17 protein-coding genes and 1 tRNA gene are annotated in these 14,191 nt (G+C 69.7%); 10 read left to right on the forward strand and 8 right to left on the reverse strand.

Annotation, left to right across the window (positions count from 1 at the left end):
- The first annotated feature begins 5 nt into the window (after positions 1 to 5).
- Entirely contained in the window at positions 6 to 533 is a 528-nt protein-coding gene (locus ACXVUM_RS09185) for a putative glycolipid-binding domain-containing protein (protein ID WP_458521508.1), read from the forward strand.
- On the opposite strand, the gene ACXVUM_RS09190 is transcribed toward ACXVUM_RS09185, so the two are convergent.
- Entirely contained in the window at positions 506 to 1,507 is a 1,002-nt protein-coding gene (locus tag ACXVUM_RS09190) for a prephenate dehydrogenase (RefSeq protein WP_458521509.1), read from the reverse strand. The genes ACXVUM_RS09185 and ACXVUM_RS09190 overlap by 28 nt on opposite strands.
- A 90-nt stretch (positions 1,508 to 1,597) precedes the next feature.
- Between ACXVUM_RS09190 and ACXVUM_RS09195 the strand changes: the two genes are divergently transcribed.
- The 4 genes from ACXVUM_RS09195 to ACXVUM_RS09210 all read left to right on the forward strand — a co-directional run bounded on the left by ACXVUM_RS09195 (position 1,598) and on the right by ACXVUM_RS09210 (position 3,054).
- On the forward strand, positions 1,598 to 2,107 hold the full coding sequence (locus tag ACXVUM_RS09195) for a tRNA adenosine deaminase-associated protein (RefSeq protein ID WP_458521510.1): 510 nt from the start codon (positions 1,598 to 1,600) through the stop codon (positions 2,105 to 2,107).
- Positions 2,108 to 2,141: 34 nt separating this feature from the next.
- Positions 2,142 to 2,591, forward strand: coding sequence for a nucleoside deaminase (locus ACXVUM_RS09200; protein WP_458521511.1), 450 nt, complete (start codon positions 2,142 to 2,144; stop codon positions 2,589 to 2,591).
- A 99-nt stretch (positions 2,592 to 2,690) separates the two neighbouring features.
- On the forward strand, positions 2,691 to 2,900 hold the full coding sequence (locus ACXVUM_RS09205) for a CsbD family protein (protein WP_458521512.1): 210 nt from the start codon (positions 2,691 to 2,693) through the stop codon (positions 2,898 to 2,900).
- A gap of 66 nt (positions 2,901 to 2,966) precedes the next feature.
- A tRNA-Ser gene (locus ACXVUM_RS09210) sits at positions 2,967 to 3,054 on the forward strand.
- A 277-nt stretch (positions 3,055 to 3,331) separates the two neighbouring features.
- Here ACXVUM_RS09210 and ACXVUM_RS09215 read toward each other — a convergent pair.
- Positions 3,332 to 3,820 (reverse strand): hypothetical protein, encoded by a 489-nt coding sequence (locus tag ACXVUM_RS09215; RefSeq protein WP_458521513.1) that lies wholly within the window; start codon positions 3,818 to 3,820, stop codon positions 3,332 to 3,334.
- Positions 3,821 to 3,920: 100 nt separating this feature from the next.
- Between ACXVUM_RS09215 and ACXVUM_RS09220 the strand changes: the two genes are divergently transcribed.
- Together ACXVUM_RS09220 and tgt are read left to right on the forward strand one after the other, a co-directional pair.
- Positions 3,921 to 4,379, forward strand: coding sequence for a cupin domain-containing protein (locus ACXVUM_RS09220; RefSeq protein ID WP_458522837.1), 459 nt, complete (start codon positions 3,921 to 3,923; stop codon positions 4,377 to 4,379).
- 42 nt (positions 4,380 to 4,421) lie between these two features.
- Entirely contained in the window at positions 4,422 to 5,663 is a 1,242-nt protein-coding gene (gene tgt / locus ACXVUM_RS09225; RefSeq protein WP_458521514.1) for a tRNA guanosine(34) transglycosylase Tgt, read from the forward strand.
- A 32-nt stretch (positions 5,664 to 5,695) separates the two neighbouring features.
- On the opposite strand, the gene ACXVUM_RS09230 is transcribed toward tgt, so the two are convergent.
- Positions 5,696 to 6,415, reverse strand: a complete 720-nt coding sequence (locus tag ACXVUM_RS09230; protein WP_458521515.1) for an RDD family protein — start codon at positions 6,413 to 6,415, stop codon at positions 5,696 to 5,698.
- Between the two features lie 184 nt (positions 6,416 to 6,599).
- Between ACXVUM_RS09230 and ACXVUM_RS09235 the strand changes: the two genes are divergently transcribed.
- Positions 6,600 to 7,469: a hypothetical protein gene (locus ACXVUM_RS09235; protein WP_458521516.1), complete on the forward strand. Its 870-nt coding sequence runs from the start codon at positions 6,600 to 6,602 to the stop codon at positions 7,467 to 7,469.
- Positions 7,470 to 7,472: 3 nt separating this feature from the next.
- On the opposite strand, the gene gluQRS is transcribed toward ACXVUM_RS09235, so the two are convergent.
- From gluQRS to ACXVUM_RS09255, 4 genes are all read right to left on the reverse strand, one after another.
- Positions 7,473 to 8,381: a tRNA glutamyl-Q(34) synthetase GluQRS gene (gene gluQRS / locus ACXVUM_RS09240; RefSeq protein ID WP_458521517.1), complete on the reverse strand. Its 909-nt coding sequence runs from the start codon at positions 8,379 to 8,381 to the stop codon at positions 7,473 to 7,475.
- Positions 8,378 to 10,018: an SMP-30/gluconolactonase/LRE family protein gene (locus ACXVUM_RS09245; protein WP_458521518.1), complete on the reverse strand. Its 1,641-nt coding sequence runs from the start codon at positions 10,016 to 10,018 to the stop codon at positions 8,378 to 8,380. The genes gluQRS and ACXVUM_RS09245 overlap by 4 nt, the downstream gene beginning before the upstream one ends.
- 81 nt (positions 10,019 to 10,099) lie before the next feature.
- Complete coding sequence (locus ACXVUM_RS09250; RefSeq protein ID WP_458521519.1) at positions 10,100 to 10,933, reverse strand: TIGR03854 family LLM class F420-dependent oxidoreductase; 834 nt, start codon at positions 10,931 to 10,933, stop codon at positions 10,100 to 10,102.
- Between the two features lie 9 nt (positions 10,934 to 10,942).
- Positions 10,943 to 11,263 (reverse strand): NUDIX domain-containing protein, encoded by a 321-nt coding sequence (locus ACXVUM_RS09255; RefSeq protein WP_458521520.1) that lies wholly within the window; start codon positions 11,261 to 11,263, stop codon positions 10,943 to 10,945.
- A gap of 55 nt (positions 11,264 to 11,318) precedes the next feature.
- Here ACXVUM_RS09255 and ACXVUM_RS09260 point away from each other — a divergent pair, with 55 nt between their 5' ends.
- On the forward strand, positions 11,319 to 11,861 hold the full coding sequence (locus tag ACXVUM_RS09260) for a hypothetical protein (protein ID WP_458521521.1): 543 nt from the start codon (positions 11,319 to 11,321) through the stop codon (positions 11,859 to 11,861).
- A 46-nt stretch (positions 11,862 to 11,907) separates the two neighbouring features.
- Here the strand turns inward: ACXVUM_RS09260 and ACXVUM_RS09265 are convergent, their stop codons facing one another.
- Positions 11,908 to 12,975, reverse strand: a complete 1,068-nt coding sequence (locus ACXVUM_RS09265; protein ID WP_458521522.1) for an ATP-dependent DNA ligase — start codon at positions 12,973 to 12,975, stop codon at positions 11,908 to 11,910.
- 68 nt (positions 12,976 to 13,043) lie between these two features.
- Between ACXVUM_RS09265 and ACXVUM_RS09270 the strand changes: the two genes are divergently transcribed.
- On the forward strand, positions 13,044 to 14,126 hold the full coding sequence (locus ACXVUM_RS09270; protein ID WP_458521523.1) for a DNA polymerase domain-containing protein: 1,083 nt from the start codon (positions 13,044 to 13,046) through the stop codon (positions 14,124 to 14,126).
- Positions 14,127 to 14,191: the final 65 nt, after the last annotated feature.

A 14,191-nucleotide genomic window follows, 5' to 3' on the forward strand; every position in this document is an offset into this window, starting at 1 on the left:
CAGAGGTGACGCGCCTGGAGCAGGCGCGGGTACAGGTCTCGGGCCTGCGGGTGAAGGCGTACGGCCAGATCATCGCGGCCGCGACCGACGCACACCCCGCCTTCGGCGCCAACTACGACCTGGTCACCGACGACGCCGGCGTGACACGCCGCCTCGCCGTCCACATGATCCGGGAGTCGGGGGAGTCGCACGTCTCGATCAGTCGTGACGGCGAGAGCACGTGGCTCATCCAGTCCGCACAGGGCACCGAGCGCGGCGACTTCGGCGGCGCGCAGGACGTCGACCTGGTGCTGAGCCCGCTGTTCAACACGCTGCCCATCCGTCGCCTCGACCTGCACCGCACACCGTCGGAGCCGGTCGACGTGCCGCTGGTCTACCTCCGCCTCCCGGAGGGCACCGTCGAGCCCGTGACCACCCGGTACTCGTCGGACGGGTCGTCGGTGGCGGTGCAGTCACCGGTCGGTGACGTCACCCTCACGACCGACTCGACGGGCTTCGTCGTCGACTACCCCGGGCTGTCGCGCAGGGTGTGATCGGCGTCGCCGGTCCACACCCGGCCGAGATGTGACTGGCGGCGGAGTTCCGCCGCCCAGCCCGCAGCCCCGACGGTGACGTCGGTGATCGGCTGGGGGTCGCGCGCCCGCGTCTCCTCCCAGCGACGCCGGGCACGGTGACCGTCCTCGACGAGGGTGTGCACGGTGCCGGAGTCGCGCAGCTCGTCGCGGGCCGCGGTGAGCCGGTCGATCGCCTCGGACAGCAGCGTGAGGACGGCGGGGCCGTTCGCCTCGATCATCGCCCGCTGCGTGTCGACGGCGGTCCCGGCCACGCGGGTGCCGTCCCGGAAGCTACCCGCTGCGAGGCGCAGGGCCAGGTCGCCGGGAGCGGCACCGATCGCCGCGGTGACCGCCGCGGTGAGGTGCGGGACGTGGGATATCGCCGCGACGAGCGGGTCGTGGTCCTCGGTGGCCACCGGAATCACCCGGGCACCCACCGCCAGCGCGACGTCGGCGACCGCGGCCCACGTGGCCGGATCGGAATGGTCGTCGGTGCAGACCACCCACGGGGCGTCGACGAAGAGGTCCGGGTCGGTGGCGTCCCAGCCGGACTGTGACGTCCCCGCCATCGGATGCCCGCCGACCCACCGCGCCGACAGGCCCTGGGCGGCCACCGCCTCGGCGACGGCCTCCTTGACGCTCACCACGTCGGTGAGAGGGCAGTCGGGGGCGTACTCGGCGACGCGGGCGAGGATCTCCCCGACGACGGGCGTGGGGGTCGCCACCACGATCAGCGCGTTCTCCCGGGCCGCCCGGCCCAGGACGGACTCGAGGTCGGTGTCGGCGTCATGGCCGGCCGCGGTCGCCGCCGCGACGGTCGCCGACGAGCGATTCCACCCGAGACACCGGCGTCCGGCCCGGTCGAGGGCACGCACCAGCGATCCACCGATCAGCCCGAGCCCCAGCACGCAGACGGGTGCGGTGGGGCGGTCTGCGGTCGGCCACGTGGTCACGCGGTCAGCGTCGCACACGGCGCCGTGTGCAGCAGATCCCGGCCGATCGGGAGTTGGGTGAACTCACGGCAGAGGACTACGGTGTCGCACATGGCGGCAGCGGACAGCGACGACCTCGACGGTTTCGCCGTCGCGGTGGTGCGCGAGGAGGGCAAGTGGTCGGTGACGGCCATGGACTCCAGCACGCTGACCGGCCTCGAGGACGCCGAGAAGCGTCTGCGTGACATGCGTAGTGCGGGTGCCGTTTTCGGTCTGCTCGACGTCGACGACGAGTTCTTCGTCGTAATCCGCCCGGCACCGTCGCGATCCCGGTTGCTGCTGTCGGACGCGACCGCGGCGATCGATTACGACATCGCCGCCGATGTCCTCGACGCACTCAACATCGACGTTCCCGACATCGACTCCGACGATCTCGACGACGTCGACCCGTGGGAAGAGGGCGACCTCGGTGTCCTGTCCGACCTCGGACTGCCCGAATCGGTGATGAGCGTGATCGTGGGCGACACCGACCTCTACGCCGACGAGCAGATCGGGATGATCGCCGCCCGTCTCGGTTTCGCCGACGAACTCTCCGCCGTGCTCGACCGCCTCGGTCACTGATCAGGCCATGGGCCTCGGTCGTGGTCCGAACGTCATGGCCGCCGCCATGGGAACCGCGATCGACGCAGCGCGATCGTCGGGACCTGCGGACGTGCCGGTCGGTGCTGTGGTCTTCGGGCCCGACGGAACCGAGCTGGCGCGCGCGGGCAACACCCGCGAACGTGACGGCGACCCGACAGCGCATGCGGAGATCAGCGCCCTCCGCGCAGCGGCCCGCGTCCACGGCGACGGCTGGCGACTGGAGGGCTGCACACTCGTCGTGACCCTCGAACCGTGCGTGATGTGCGCAGGTGCGATCGTCGCCGCGCGTGTCGCACGCGTCGTCTTCGGTGCGTGGGAGCCCAAGACGGGTGCCGTCGGCTCCCAGTGGGACCTCGTCCGGGACAGACGGGCCACCCACCGGCCGGAAGTCGTCGGGGGCGTCCGCGAAGCAGATTGTGTCGAACTCGTTACCCAATTCTTCCGCGGACAACGATCGGGTTGAGATAGCCGCATCCGGTGGGACTCGGTGCGCCACGGTGACACTGTGGAGGGCAAGGGCGTCGCCGACGCTCGCACCGAAGAACGACCGAGGGAGTTCACCATGGGTCTCGCTGATGACGCCAAGAACAAGGCCGAGGATCTGAAGGGTCGCGGCAAGGAAGCTGCCGGAAGTGTCGCAGGTGACGACGATCTGAAGGCGGAGGGCAAGGGCGACCAGGCCGATGCCGACCTGAAGCAGAAGGCCACCGACGCCGCTGACGCCGTCAAGGGCAAGATCGACGACGTCAAGGACAAGCTCACCGGCCACTGACCGGTCCGGTGCTCACCTGAGCAGCCGATTCAGAGGTCGCAGGCCGCCTGCGGTACAGTCACCGGCGGTGGCGTGTCCGAGCGGCCGAAGGTGCAGCACTCGAAATGCTGTGTGCGGTAACCCCGTACCGGGGGTTCAAATCCCCCCGCCACCGCAGAGCGGATCCCCGTCCCGGGTCACCGGGGCGGGGATTCGTCGTTGATGGCCCACCACACCGTCTGTTGGGCAGTAGGGACCGTCTGTTGGGCGGTAGGGACCAGTAGTTGGGCGGTAGGCGCGGTTCGCGGGCGCACCGGAGAACTCGTCGGAGCGGGCGCGGCTCGCACCGCCCAACGAACGGCTCCTACCGCCCAACGAACGGCTCCTACCGCCCAACCAACGGTTCCGGCCGCCCAACGAACGGCTCCTACCGCCCAACGGACGGTGGGGGATCACTGGGGCAGGAAGCCGAAGGCGTCCGAGCCCTTCGTGCACCGGGCCAGCACGCCGGTGATCTGTGACGGCCCGCAGTTCCAGCCGTCGACGTCCTGGTTGCGACCGGACGAGATGAGCGGACCGTACTTCCGCGCCACCGGCATCACGGTCCCGCAGTCGGCCGATCCGCCGGGGAAGACGACCACCCGCAGCGCGCCTTCCGGGCCGTTCGCGGTGTCGCAGCGCGTGCCGTCGACGGTCGGTGCCTCCTTCGACTCCGGGACCGACGTCGCCGCGGGCAGACGGGGGCCGGGGACCGACTGTGCGTCGGGATCTGTGCTGGTCGGCGCATCGACGGTCGACGATGCCTGCTCGGCGGAGGGTGCCGCGGTCGAGGAGACCGTGCCGGCGACGTCGCCGGAGTCCGATCCACACCCGCCGAGCAGCACGGCGCCCGCCATGGCGGCGACGGCGGGGGCCCAGAGACGCATCGGTGGGACAGCCATGCCCGCCACCGTAGCGAACCCGGTCGTCGCTCTCGCCGATCGACGTCGTCAGGCCGATGTGCGGGCGTACGCTGCGTCGATGTACCAGCCTTCAGCGACGATGCGCGGTGGCGCACTGCGCGTCCTCGGTGTGGCGGCCTGCGCCGCCGGGCTCCTGACCAGCGGGACGGCGACGGCGTCGGCGACGCCCAGTTCCGGTGTGACCGCCCAGACGATCGCCACCGCGGACCTCCCTGCCGGGTTGCTCCCGTTCGTCGCGGGTCCCGGGACGGCGACGGCCCGCCGCATCACCATCGCGCCGGGAGGCACGACGGGCTGGCACTTCCACGACGGGCGCATCGTCGGCATCGTCGAGTCGGGGACGCTCACCCACCCCGGTTCGGACTGCAAGCCCGTGGTCTACCGAGCCGGTCAGGCGATCGTCGAACCCGAGGGCGAGGGCAACACCCACCGCGGTCAGAACCTCACGACGGAGCCCGTCGTGCTCGACGTCGTCTACCTGCTGCCGAAAGGCGCGCCCTTCTTCGTCGACGCCCCTGCGCCGCCCTGCGATCGCTGACCCGTCCCGGCGGGTGATGCTGCTGCCTGGGAGGATCCCCGGGTGACGTCGACTCCCTTCACCCCGGGCACCGGCCTCCCGGGTACCCGCGGACGCACCGGCGTCATCCACACCGCGCACGGCGACATCCGTACCCCCGCGTTCGTGCCGGTCGGTACGAAGGCGACGGTGAAGACCGTCCTGCCGGAGTCCGTGCGCGACCTCGGTGCGCAGGCCGTCCTCGCCAACGCCTACCACCTCTATCTGCAGCCCGGGCCGGGGATCGTCGACGCCGCCGGCGGGCTCGGTGCGTTCATGAACTGGCCCGGTCCGACGTTCACCGACAGCGGCGGGTTCCAGGTGATGTCGCTGGGTGCGGGCTTCAAGAAGGTCATATCGATGGACGTGTCCGGGAAAGAGGACGACGCGGTCATCGCACCCGGCAAGGAGCGGCTCGCGCGTGTCGACGACGACGGCGTGACCTTCAAATCCCACCTGGACGGCACCACGCACCGGTTCACGCCGGAGGTGTCGATGCAGATCCAGCACCAGCTCGGCGCCGACATCATCTTCGCGTTCGACGAGTTGACGACCCTGATGAACACCCGCGGCTATCAGGAGACCTCGGTCGAACGGACCCGACTGTGGGCGGAACGCTGTCTGGCCGAACACAACCGGCAGTCCCGCGAACGTGGTCACCGTCCCGCGCAGGCTCTGTGGGGTGTTGTGCAGGGTGCGCAGTACGAGGATCTGCGGCGTGCCGCGACGCGTGGACTCGTCGCGCTGCACGATCGGGACATCGCCGACGGCGGACGGGGTTTCGGCGGTTACGGGATCGGCGGGGCGCTGGAGAAGGCGAATCTGGGGACCATCGTGGGGTGGGTCGTCGACGAGCTGCCCGACGAGGCGCCGCGCCACCTCCTCGGGATCAGCGAACCCGACGACATCTTCACCGCGATCGAGAACGGCGCCGACACCTTCGACTGCGTGTCACCGTCGCGGGTGGCGCGCAACGGTGCCGTCTACACGTTCGACGGTCGGGTCAACATCACCAACAGTCGGTTCCGTTCCGACTTCCGGCCCATCGAACCGGAGCTGACGAACTACACGAGTGCCTACTCCCGCGCCTACATCCACCATCTCTTCCGTGCGAAAGAGGGTTTGGCGTCGACGCTGTGCACGATCCACAACGAGCACTTCATCGTGACCCTCGTCGACCGTGCTCGCGCCGCGATCGAGGACGGAACGTATGTCGACTTCCGTGACGCGACGTTGTCCCGGTACTACGCCGGCCGGCCCGCCTGAGGCGGACCGGCCGGAGTGGGAGAACGCGGGACCTAGTTGCGGACGACGCGCGTCCCGCCGGCGAACTTGTCGTGGAAACCCTGCTTGTTCGGGTCGTTGGCGATGGTGACGCCGATCGCGATGAACACCGCGAGGGTCACCAATCCGACGAGTCCGGACAGGATGAACGTGAAGTTCAGCAGCGCGGAGAGGAATCCGAGCAGCATGAACGCGTTGCGGCGCATCGCCACGTCCTGCGACGGCATGCCGCCGTCCGGGCCGACTGTGCGCAGCGACAGGACCCGCTTGCCCAGCGTCGCGCCGGTGCGGGACTCGAGCAGCACGAAGTAGGCGAAGCCGGCGAGGCTGAGGATCAGCGCCACGATGTAGCCCGCGACCCAGCCTGCGGCGGTGGCGACGATGCCCTCGATGATCGCGACGGGGATCCCCACGATCAATCCGTCGAGGATGCGGGCCACCAGGCGCAGACCGGCACCGGCCGGCTGTCCGGTGGTCGAGTAGATGCCCTGCTCGTTCGGCGCGCCGTACTGCGGCGGCGGGGGCGGCGGGTAGCTGCCCTGCGCGGGCGGCGGGTAGCTGCCCTGCGGTGGCGGGTATGCGCCCGGCGGCGGGTAGCCGGCCGACTGGTCGCCGGTCTTTCCCAGATCGGGACCCTGGCCGTACTGGGGCGACTGGCCGTATTGGGGTGACTGCCCGTAGCCGGGATTCTGTCCCTCAGGGTTCTGACCTGGGTACTGCTGCGGTCCGGTCATCTCGGATCCTTCCTCGTGCCCACCACAGACGCGGCGGATGCTGCCCCAGCCTAAATCAGACGGATCGGACGCAGCAGATCTTGTCGATCCGGTCGCCGAACACCTGCACGAGATGCTCCCGAGACGGTCGCCGAACGCCTACTCTCATGAGCTGACCGGATGCACCCTGCCGAGGAGCGACGAGATGACCCAGCCCCCCGAGGATCCGCAGCGCAGCCAGCCCGACGACGGCTCGACGGGCTACCCGCCCCCGCCCGGCGCGTATCCACCGCCGCAGGGGTCGTACCCGCCGCCGCCGGGTTCCTATCCACCGCCGCCCGGTTCGTACCCGCCGCCACCCCAATATGGGCAGGGGTCCGGTGGCTTCCCGCCGCCGATGCCGCCGCCCAGCACGCAGATGGCACCGCAGCTGTCGGTGGGCGCGGCTCTGTCCTACGGCTGGAGCAAGTTCAGCGGCAACGTCGGCAGCTGGCTGCTGATCGCGTTTCTGTCGCTGCTCGTGAACGTGGTGATCAACCTGGCCTTCCGCGGTTTCGACACCAGCGATCTGACGACGACCACCTCGGCTCTGTCCATCGTCGGGTCCCTGGTGTCGTTCGTGGTCGGTGTCCTGTTCCAGGCCGCCTACATCCGTGGCGCGCTCGACGAGTGCGACGGGCGCAAGCCGGGTCTCGGCGCGTTCTTCCGGTTCTCCAACCTCGGCGCGATCTTCGGACTGGTGATCGTCGTGGGTCTGATGGTCGGCATCGGGTTCGTGCTGCTGATCATCCCGGGCATCGCGCTGCTCTACCTCACCTGGTACGCGCTCACGTTCGCGATCGATCGCAACGACGGTTTCGGAGCCGCGCTCTCGAACACCTTCCGTCTCACCACGCAGAACTTCGGTCAGCTGTTCCCGCTGGCCCTGGTGTGCGCGTTGCTCAACGTCGTCGGGCTCATCCTGTGCCTCGTCGGGTTGCTGGTGAGCATCCCGGTCACCCTCATCGCGGGTACGTACGCCTACCGTGTCCTGACCGGCGGATACGTCTCGCCGGCGAAAGATCAGGTGGCCTGAGGGTCAGAGAAGGTCGACCGGGTCGAGGATCCACGGTCCCGCGGGGATCTTCGCCGGGTCGAACCGCGCGAGAAGTGTTGCGCCGTCCGGCGTCTCGGATCCGTCGCCGAGGCCGAGGGATCCGGCCAGCTGTGCGCGGACCCGATCGGGCGACACCCCGATCGACCGCAGGCTGCCCAGCGTGACGGCGCCGTCGCGCTTGGCGAGTCGGGTGCCGAAAGTGTTGAGCACCAGCGGGACATGGGCGTACGACGGGGTCGCGAGGTCGAGGACCTGGGCCAGGTACGCCTGGCGCGGGGTCGAGCTGAGCAGGTCGTCGGCGCGAACGACCTGATCGACACCGCTGTCGGCGTCGTCGACGACGACCGCCAGGTTGTACGCCGCGACGCCGTCACCGCGGCGGAGCACGAAGTCGTCGACGACGCCGGTGAACGTCCCGCACAACTCGTCGTGGATGGTGAACTGGGTGACCTGTGATCGGAGTCGGATCGCCGGTGGACGTCCGGACTCCCGACGTTCCCGCAGCTGTGTCTCGCTGAGGTCGCGGCATGTCCCGGGGTACGCGCCAGGTGGGGAGTGCGGCGCCCGCGGCGCGGACAGGATCTCCTTGCGGGTGCAGAAGCACTCGAATGTCAGACCGTCGGAGCGCAATTCGTCGATCACGGCGTCGTACCGGTCACGCCTCGACGACTGGACGACGGGCTCACCGTCGAAGACGATGCCGATGGCGGTCAGGTCGTCGACCTGCCGCTCGGCGACCTCCGGCGAGGTCCGGTCGTCGAGATCCTCGATCCGCAGCAGGAACGATCGGCCCGACGACCGCGCGAACAGCCATGCCAGCAGCGCGGTGCGCAGATTGCCGACGTGCAGGTCACCCGACGGGGACGGGGCGAACCGGCCGGCGCCGCTCATCGTCGACCCCTGAGATCGACCTCGAGCATCGGACCGCAGAACGCACTGGCCAGGAACAGCTTCCCGCCGACCTCGACGGCTCCGGTCGCGGTGTGGAACGCGGGATGCGCACCGTGTACCTCGTCGACGATGTCACCGTCCTCGTCGATCGCCACCGCCCAGACGGTGTGCTCTGGCTCGGGCCGCAGTCGGTCGGGTGCACGCCAGGCGATCTGCGACACCCAGCGGGGGGTCGTACCGAGCATCTCCAGGGCTCGCATCCGCGGGTTGGTCAGCGGGATCCACGCCCGGCCGTCGCGGAAGGCGGACATGTTGTCGGGGAATCCGGGAAGCCCGGCGGTGACGATGTCGACCGCGCCGGAACGTGATCCGCGGAGTGTCACACGATCGACGCGGTGTGCGGCGGTCTCGACGACCATGACCGCCGTGCCGTCCGGGGTCTGCGTGATGCCGTTCGCGAACCAGAGGTCGTCCCGGATCACCGTGACGGTCCCATCGGGTGCGCGGCGCAGCAGACGGCCCGACGGTCGGTTCTCCATCAATGAACCGCGGTGGTGTTCGAAGTCGAATCGTGTCGTGGACTCGGTGAACCAGACCGTGCCGTCGGCGAGGGTGGTCGCGTTGGAGCAGAAGCGCAGCGGGCGATCGTCGACGAATCGGGTCAGGGTGGTCAGCTCGCCGGTGGTGAGGTCGAGGTGAAGCAGTCCGAGGTGTGCGTCGCACACGAGAAGCGTGTCGTCGGAACGGTGTTCGAGGCCGAGGGGTCGGCCACCTGTCGATGCGACCGTGGACACCGCATGACTCGCGGGATCGATGCGCAGGATCGTGCCACCCTCGACGCCGCACAGCAGGAAGCCGCTCGCGTCGACGACGACGTCCTCGGCGAAGCCCGCCGGCAGGTCGATGACCCTCGACGGTGGAAGCGATGGGGATGCGGTGGACACCGGTGCGGGGGTCGGGCGACGACGCATCGGGTCGAGCGGGGGCGCGGGCACCGGGCGGTCCGCGGGCAGCAGGGGCCGACCGTTCTCGCGGAGTATCCGGGTCGCGGTCACGGTGTGGATGCAAGGCTCGCGCCCAGCGAACACGTCGTCGGTGGCGACGGTCTCGAGTGCGGTCCGGGCGGAATGCGCGTCGCGGGCCTCGACCACCACGACGTCGCCGAGCACAGACGACCCGTGACGACCGTCGGTGAGGTGGACACGCGCCGCGCGGACACCCGGAGCCGCGTGCAGTGCGGGGACGACCCGGTCGACGAGACTCGAGCGCACTGCTGCGGCGTCGTGGGGTGTGTGGGCTGTCACGAGGATTGCGCGTCCGGCGACCCTCGCCTCCGATGTGGTCGTCAGGACATCCCCGCGGGAGGTCACCTGACCGGCCATCGGCACGCGGGTCTCGTGCGGGCCACGGGAGAGGTCGCCGGGATCCAGCCCGACACGCGACGGCGCGACGACCTCGACCAGGACCAGTCCGCCCTCGAGGTGGTGGACGGCCACCTCGTCGGCGTCGGCGATGCGGGCGATCCGCTGGGCATAGGCCTCCACCCACCAGTCGGCTGTCCGTACCTCGCCGACCCACCACTCGAGTGCGATGGCGCCGGAGGCGGACCGCAGTGCCGGGCGCCACGGGTACTGCACTCGGTGTCCTCCTCGCGATGGGCCGCTGACGAGTCTAGGTTCGCGACAGCCCACCGGACCCTGTCGACCCCGCCGGCCGAGTCAGGTCTGACGCGGGAGCACCTCGGCGACGAATCGGTCGACGAAGGCCCCCGCGTCGCCGCCCGCCGGGACGATGACGAACTTGCTGACGCCGGCGGCGACGTGGTCGTCGATCATCCGGTGCAGGGCGGGCCAGCCGGTGGCGACGAGTTCGCGGGGGTCGACCTCCGGTCGCTGGGTCCCGATTCGCCGCATCACCTCGTCGGGTCGGGCTCCGTCGGTGACCAGGAGGGTCATCCCGAAGTGGTCGTCGTCGACGGTCCGACCCGCCGCTGTCGCCGCGTCACGGATGGCCGCGATACCGGCCTCGACCTCGGCGGCGGTCAGGAAGCTCCCCAGCCACCCGTCTCCCAGCGCCCCGATCCGCCGGAATGCCGCCGGCGCCCGTCCGCCCAGCCAGATGTCGAGCGAGCCGGTGGCACCCTGCCGAAGATCGTCGTCGTCGAGGGAGGCCCGGAGTCGCCGCAGCGACTCGTCGAACACGTCGCCGCGCCGGCCCTCGACGGGGAAGAGATCACGCTCTCGGGCATTCGCCGGCTGCAGGCCGAAGACGGGCAACACACGCCGCGGGGCCAGCTGGGACAGCGAGATCAGCTGCTTCGCCAGCAGAACAGGATTGCGCCCCGGAAGGATCGCCACCGAGGTCCCGACCTTCATCCGCGTCGTGCGTGCAGCCGCGAACGCCATGCCGACGAACGGGTCGACGGCAGGCGAATAGACCAGCTCGGAGAACCACAGCGAATCGACGCCGTCCGCCTCGAGGCGGTCGATGAACCCGGGGAGGTCGGTGGGGGGAACGTCGCCACCGACCCCGATGCCGAAACGAATGCTCACCGTCTCTGCCTACACCTCGTCGCGGGGCTGGGGGACGCGGCGCCGGGAGTCGTCGATCCCGATCAACGCCTCGGGGACCAGTCGCCCGTCGTCGACGCCGAAGATGCTCTCGAACACGCTCAGCAGCCGCGCGCCCCGCACCCCGACGTCGAGCTCCTCCCGGAGTTCCCGGTCGAGTGCCCCCAGGGCGGTCTCACCGAACTCGATCCCCCCGCAGACCGGTCGGACGCGCGGGTCGTCGGAGTCCAGGCCGTGTCCGGTCACCAGCAGAGCGCCGTCGGAGCGGCGGACCAGGGCCAGCGCGATCGGCCGGATGGCGGCGACGGTCATACCGCGAGATCATCGACGGCCCATCACTGCACAGATGCACGGCTATCGTCGCAGGATGCGTACGCCCGTATCCGTGGCGACGGTTGTCGCCACGCTCGCACTGATCGCGTCGGCGACGGGATGCTCCTCCCCGGCCGGGGATCGGCCACTGGTCGGGATGACGCCGTCGACGGCTGTCGCCACCACGAGCGCTCGCAACTGGACCTGTCCTCCGACGGTCGACGACCCCGCCTGGCCGGAGGCCACCCGTACTGCGCCCGGCGTCCTCGCTCCCGACACGCCGGACATCGTCGTGGAGTGCAGTTACCGACTGGCTGCGTCGGATGGCCGGTCCGAACTGTTCGGCCCCTCCGTGCGATACACGGGCGCACCGATGCGCGAACTGCTCACGACCTTCGCCACCGCGACGTCGCCCGATCCTGGGATGAGCTGCCCCAGCATGGCGGGACGGCCCAGGTATGTCACGAAGTACACCCTCTTCTACGCCGACGGCGGGTCGGCGCTCGTCACGCTCAGCGGCTCGTGCCCACCCGTCTTGTCGAACACCACCCTCACACTGCAGCCCACCCAGCCCCCGTCGTCCGCGAGCACGCCGTAGACGCCAGGAGTCGGGCCGCCGCGCAGGGGATGCGGCCGGCAGTTGGTCAGCTCCCCAGCCCCGGGACGATGTCGTCGAGGCGGAAGGTGACGGGCTGGTCGAGTTGCTCGTAGGTGCACGAACGAGGATCACGGTCGGGACGCCACCGGTTGAACTGGGCGGTGTGGCGGAAGCGCTCACCCTCCATGTGGTCGTAGCGCACCTCGACGACACGCTCCGGACGCAGCGGCACGAACGACAGGTCCTTGCCCGCGTTCCACCGCGACCCGGCGTTGCGGCTCGGCGTCTGTCCGCCGGCCTCGGTGGCCGCCCAGTTCCACGGGTGGTCCTCGAAGTCCGTCACGAGCGGTTGGAGCTCCTCGAACAGGCTGCGGCGCTTGGCCATCGGGAAGGCGCCGATCACCCCGACCGACGCCAGCGAACCCGAGTCCGTGTAGAGCCCGAGCATGAGCGACCCGATCGCGTCGGGTCCGCTCTTGTGCACGCGGTACCCGGCGACGACGCAGTCGGCGGTTCGTTCGTGCTTCACCTTGAACATCACGCGCTTGTCGGGTTGGTACGTCACGTCGAAGGGTTTGGCGATCACCCCGTCGAGACCGGCGCCCTCGAAGTCGGAGAACCATGTCCGGGCGACGTCGGCATCGGTGGTGGCCGGGGTGACGTGGAAGGTCGGGCCCACCCCGGCGAGGGCCTCGACGAGCGCGGCACGACGTTCGGTGAACGGTCGCGAGGTGTAGTCCTCGTCGTCCAGCGAGAGCAGGTCGAACGCGATGAACGCCGCGGGCGTCGCCGACGACAGCATCCGGACCCGGGAGTCGGCGGGATGGATGCGCTGTTGCAGCGCCTCGAAGTCGAGCCCGTGGTCGGTGGCGACGACGATCTCGCCGTCGATGACGCACCGGGTCGGCAGTTCCGCGGCGGCCGCGGCGACGACCTCGGGGAAGTACCGCGTCAACGGACGCTCGTTGCGGCTGCCGAGTTCGACCTCGTCGCCGTCGCGGAAGCAGATGCTGCGGAATCCGTCCCACTTCGGCTCGTACGAAGCATCCGCGGGCATCGTCTTCACCGGCTTGGCCAGCATCGGTGAGATCGGCGGCATCACAGGGAGGTCCACCCGGTCATTGTGTCGCACCCGGGTCCGAAGCAGTGCCGACTCGGGTCGTCTCCCGATAGCGTGTGCGCATGGCCAAAGCCCCGGCGACCACGGTGACGGTCGGTGACCGTGAGGTCCGGGTGTCGAGCCCGGACCGCGTCGTCTTCGACGCCACCGATTCGACCCCCGAGGTCACGAAACTGCAGGTGTGTGAGTACTTCGCGACGATGGGCGACGCGCTCATGGGTGCGATCGGGAACAGGCCGGTGGCGATGGAGCGCTGGCCGAGCGGGTGGCGCGAGGGCATGCGGCTCGCCACCAGCACGCAGGATCGCGAGGCCGACGGCTTCTATCAGAAGCGGCTGCCGAAGGGTGCGCCCGACTGGCTCGAGACCGTCCGCGTGCACACGCCGAACGGCCGTCCCATCGACGAACTCTGCCCGCATGAGCCGGCGGCGGCGGTGTGGGCCGCGCAGATGGGCACCTTGACGTTCCATCCGTGGCCGGTCACCCGTGCTGACGTCGACCACCCCGACGAGCTGCGCATCGACATCGACCCGCAGCCGGGCACCACGTTCACCGACGCGCGCCGGGTTGCGTTGGTGGCGCGGGAACTGTTGGAGGAGCTGGGACTTCGCGGATATCCGAAGACGAGCGGCAATCGCGGCATCCACGTCTACGTGCGTATCGCGCCGCGGTGGTCGTTCGAGGATCTGCGGCACGCGGCCATCGGGTTCGGCCGGGAGCTGGAGCGCCGGGACGACAGCGTGACCACCGCCTGGTGGAAGGAGGAGCGGGGTTCGCGACTGTTCATCGACTACAACCAGAACAACCGCGACCGCACCATCGCGAGCGCGTGGAGTGTGCGGCCCCGTCCCGGCGCTCCTGTCTCGACGCCGATGACCTGGGACCTCCTCGCGGAGACCTCGGATCCCGCCGCGTACAACGTCTTCACGGTGCCCGACCACTTCGCCGACGGCGATCCGTGGGCGGACATGAACGACACCGCGCACGAACTGGATCCGCTGCTGGAACTGTGGGAGACCCTTCCCGGTGGGGAGCTGAACTTCCCACCGGACTATCCGAAGATGCCCGGTGAACCTCCTCGCGTGCAGCCGTCGAAGAAGGTGGCCGAGCACTGGGACGACGACGGCAATCGCATCGACAGCTGACGGTTCACGTCGGTTTTTGCAGATTTCTCATGTGCTGTGAGTGATGCGCAATTGCATGTAAAATT

Source organism: Williamsia sp. SKLECPSW1, assembly GCF_054332755.1.

Coding starts and splice junctions, on each gene's coding strand:
- ACXVUM_RS09195 (WP_458521510.1), top strand. CDS start 1,598: ATGGCGGCAGCGGACAGCGACGACCTCGACGGTTTCGCCGTCGCGGTG.
- ACXVUM_RS09200 (WP_458521511.1), top strand. CDS start 2,142: ATGGCCGCCGCCATGGGAACCGCGATCGACGCAGCGCGATCGTCGGGA.
- ACXVUM_RS09205 (WP_458521512.1), top strand. CDS start 2,691: ATGGGTCTCGCTGATGACGCCAAGAACAAGGCCGAGGATCTGAAGGGT.
- ACXVUM_RS09215 (WP_458521513.1), bottom strand. CDS start 3,820: ATGGCTGTCCCACCGATGCGTCTCTGGGCCCCCGCCGTCGCCGCCATG.
- ACXVUM_RS09220 (WP_458522837.1), top strand. CDS start 3,921: ATGCGCGGTGGCGCACTGCGCGTCCTCGGTGTGGCGGCCTGCGCCGCC.
- ACXVUM_RS09230 (WP_458521515.1), bottom strand. CDS start 6,415: ATGACCGGACCGCAGCAGTACCCAGGTCAGAACCCTGAGGGACAGAAT.
- ACXVUM_RS09235 (WP_458521516.1), top strand. CDS start 6,600: ATGACCCAGCCCCCCGAGGATCCGCAGCGCAGCCAGCCCGACGACGGC.
- gluQRS (WP_458521517.1), bottom strand. CDS start 8,381: ATGAGCGGCGCCGGCCGGTTCGCCCCGTCCCCGTCGGGTGACCTGCAC.
- ACXVUM_RS09255 (WP_458521520.1), bottom strand. CDS start 11,263: ATGACCGTCGCCGCCATCCGGCCGATCGCGCTGGCCCTGGTCCGCCGC.
- ACXVUM_RS09260 (WP_458521521.1), top strand. CDS start 11,319: ATGCGTACGCCCGTATCCGTGGCGACGGTTGTCGCCACGCTCGCACTG.
- ACXVUM_RS09270 (WP_458521523.1), top strand. CDS start 13,044: ATGGCCAAAGCCCCGGCGACCACGGTGACGGTCGGTGACCGTGAGGTC.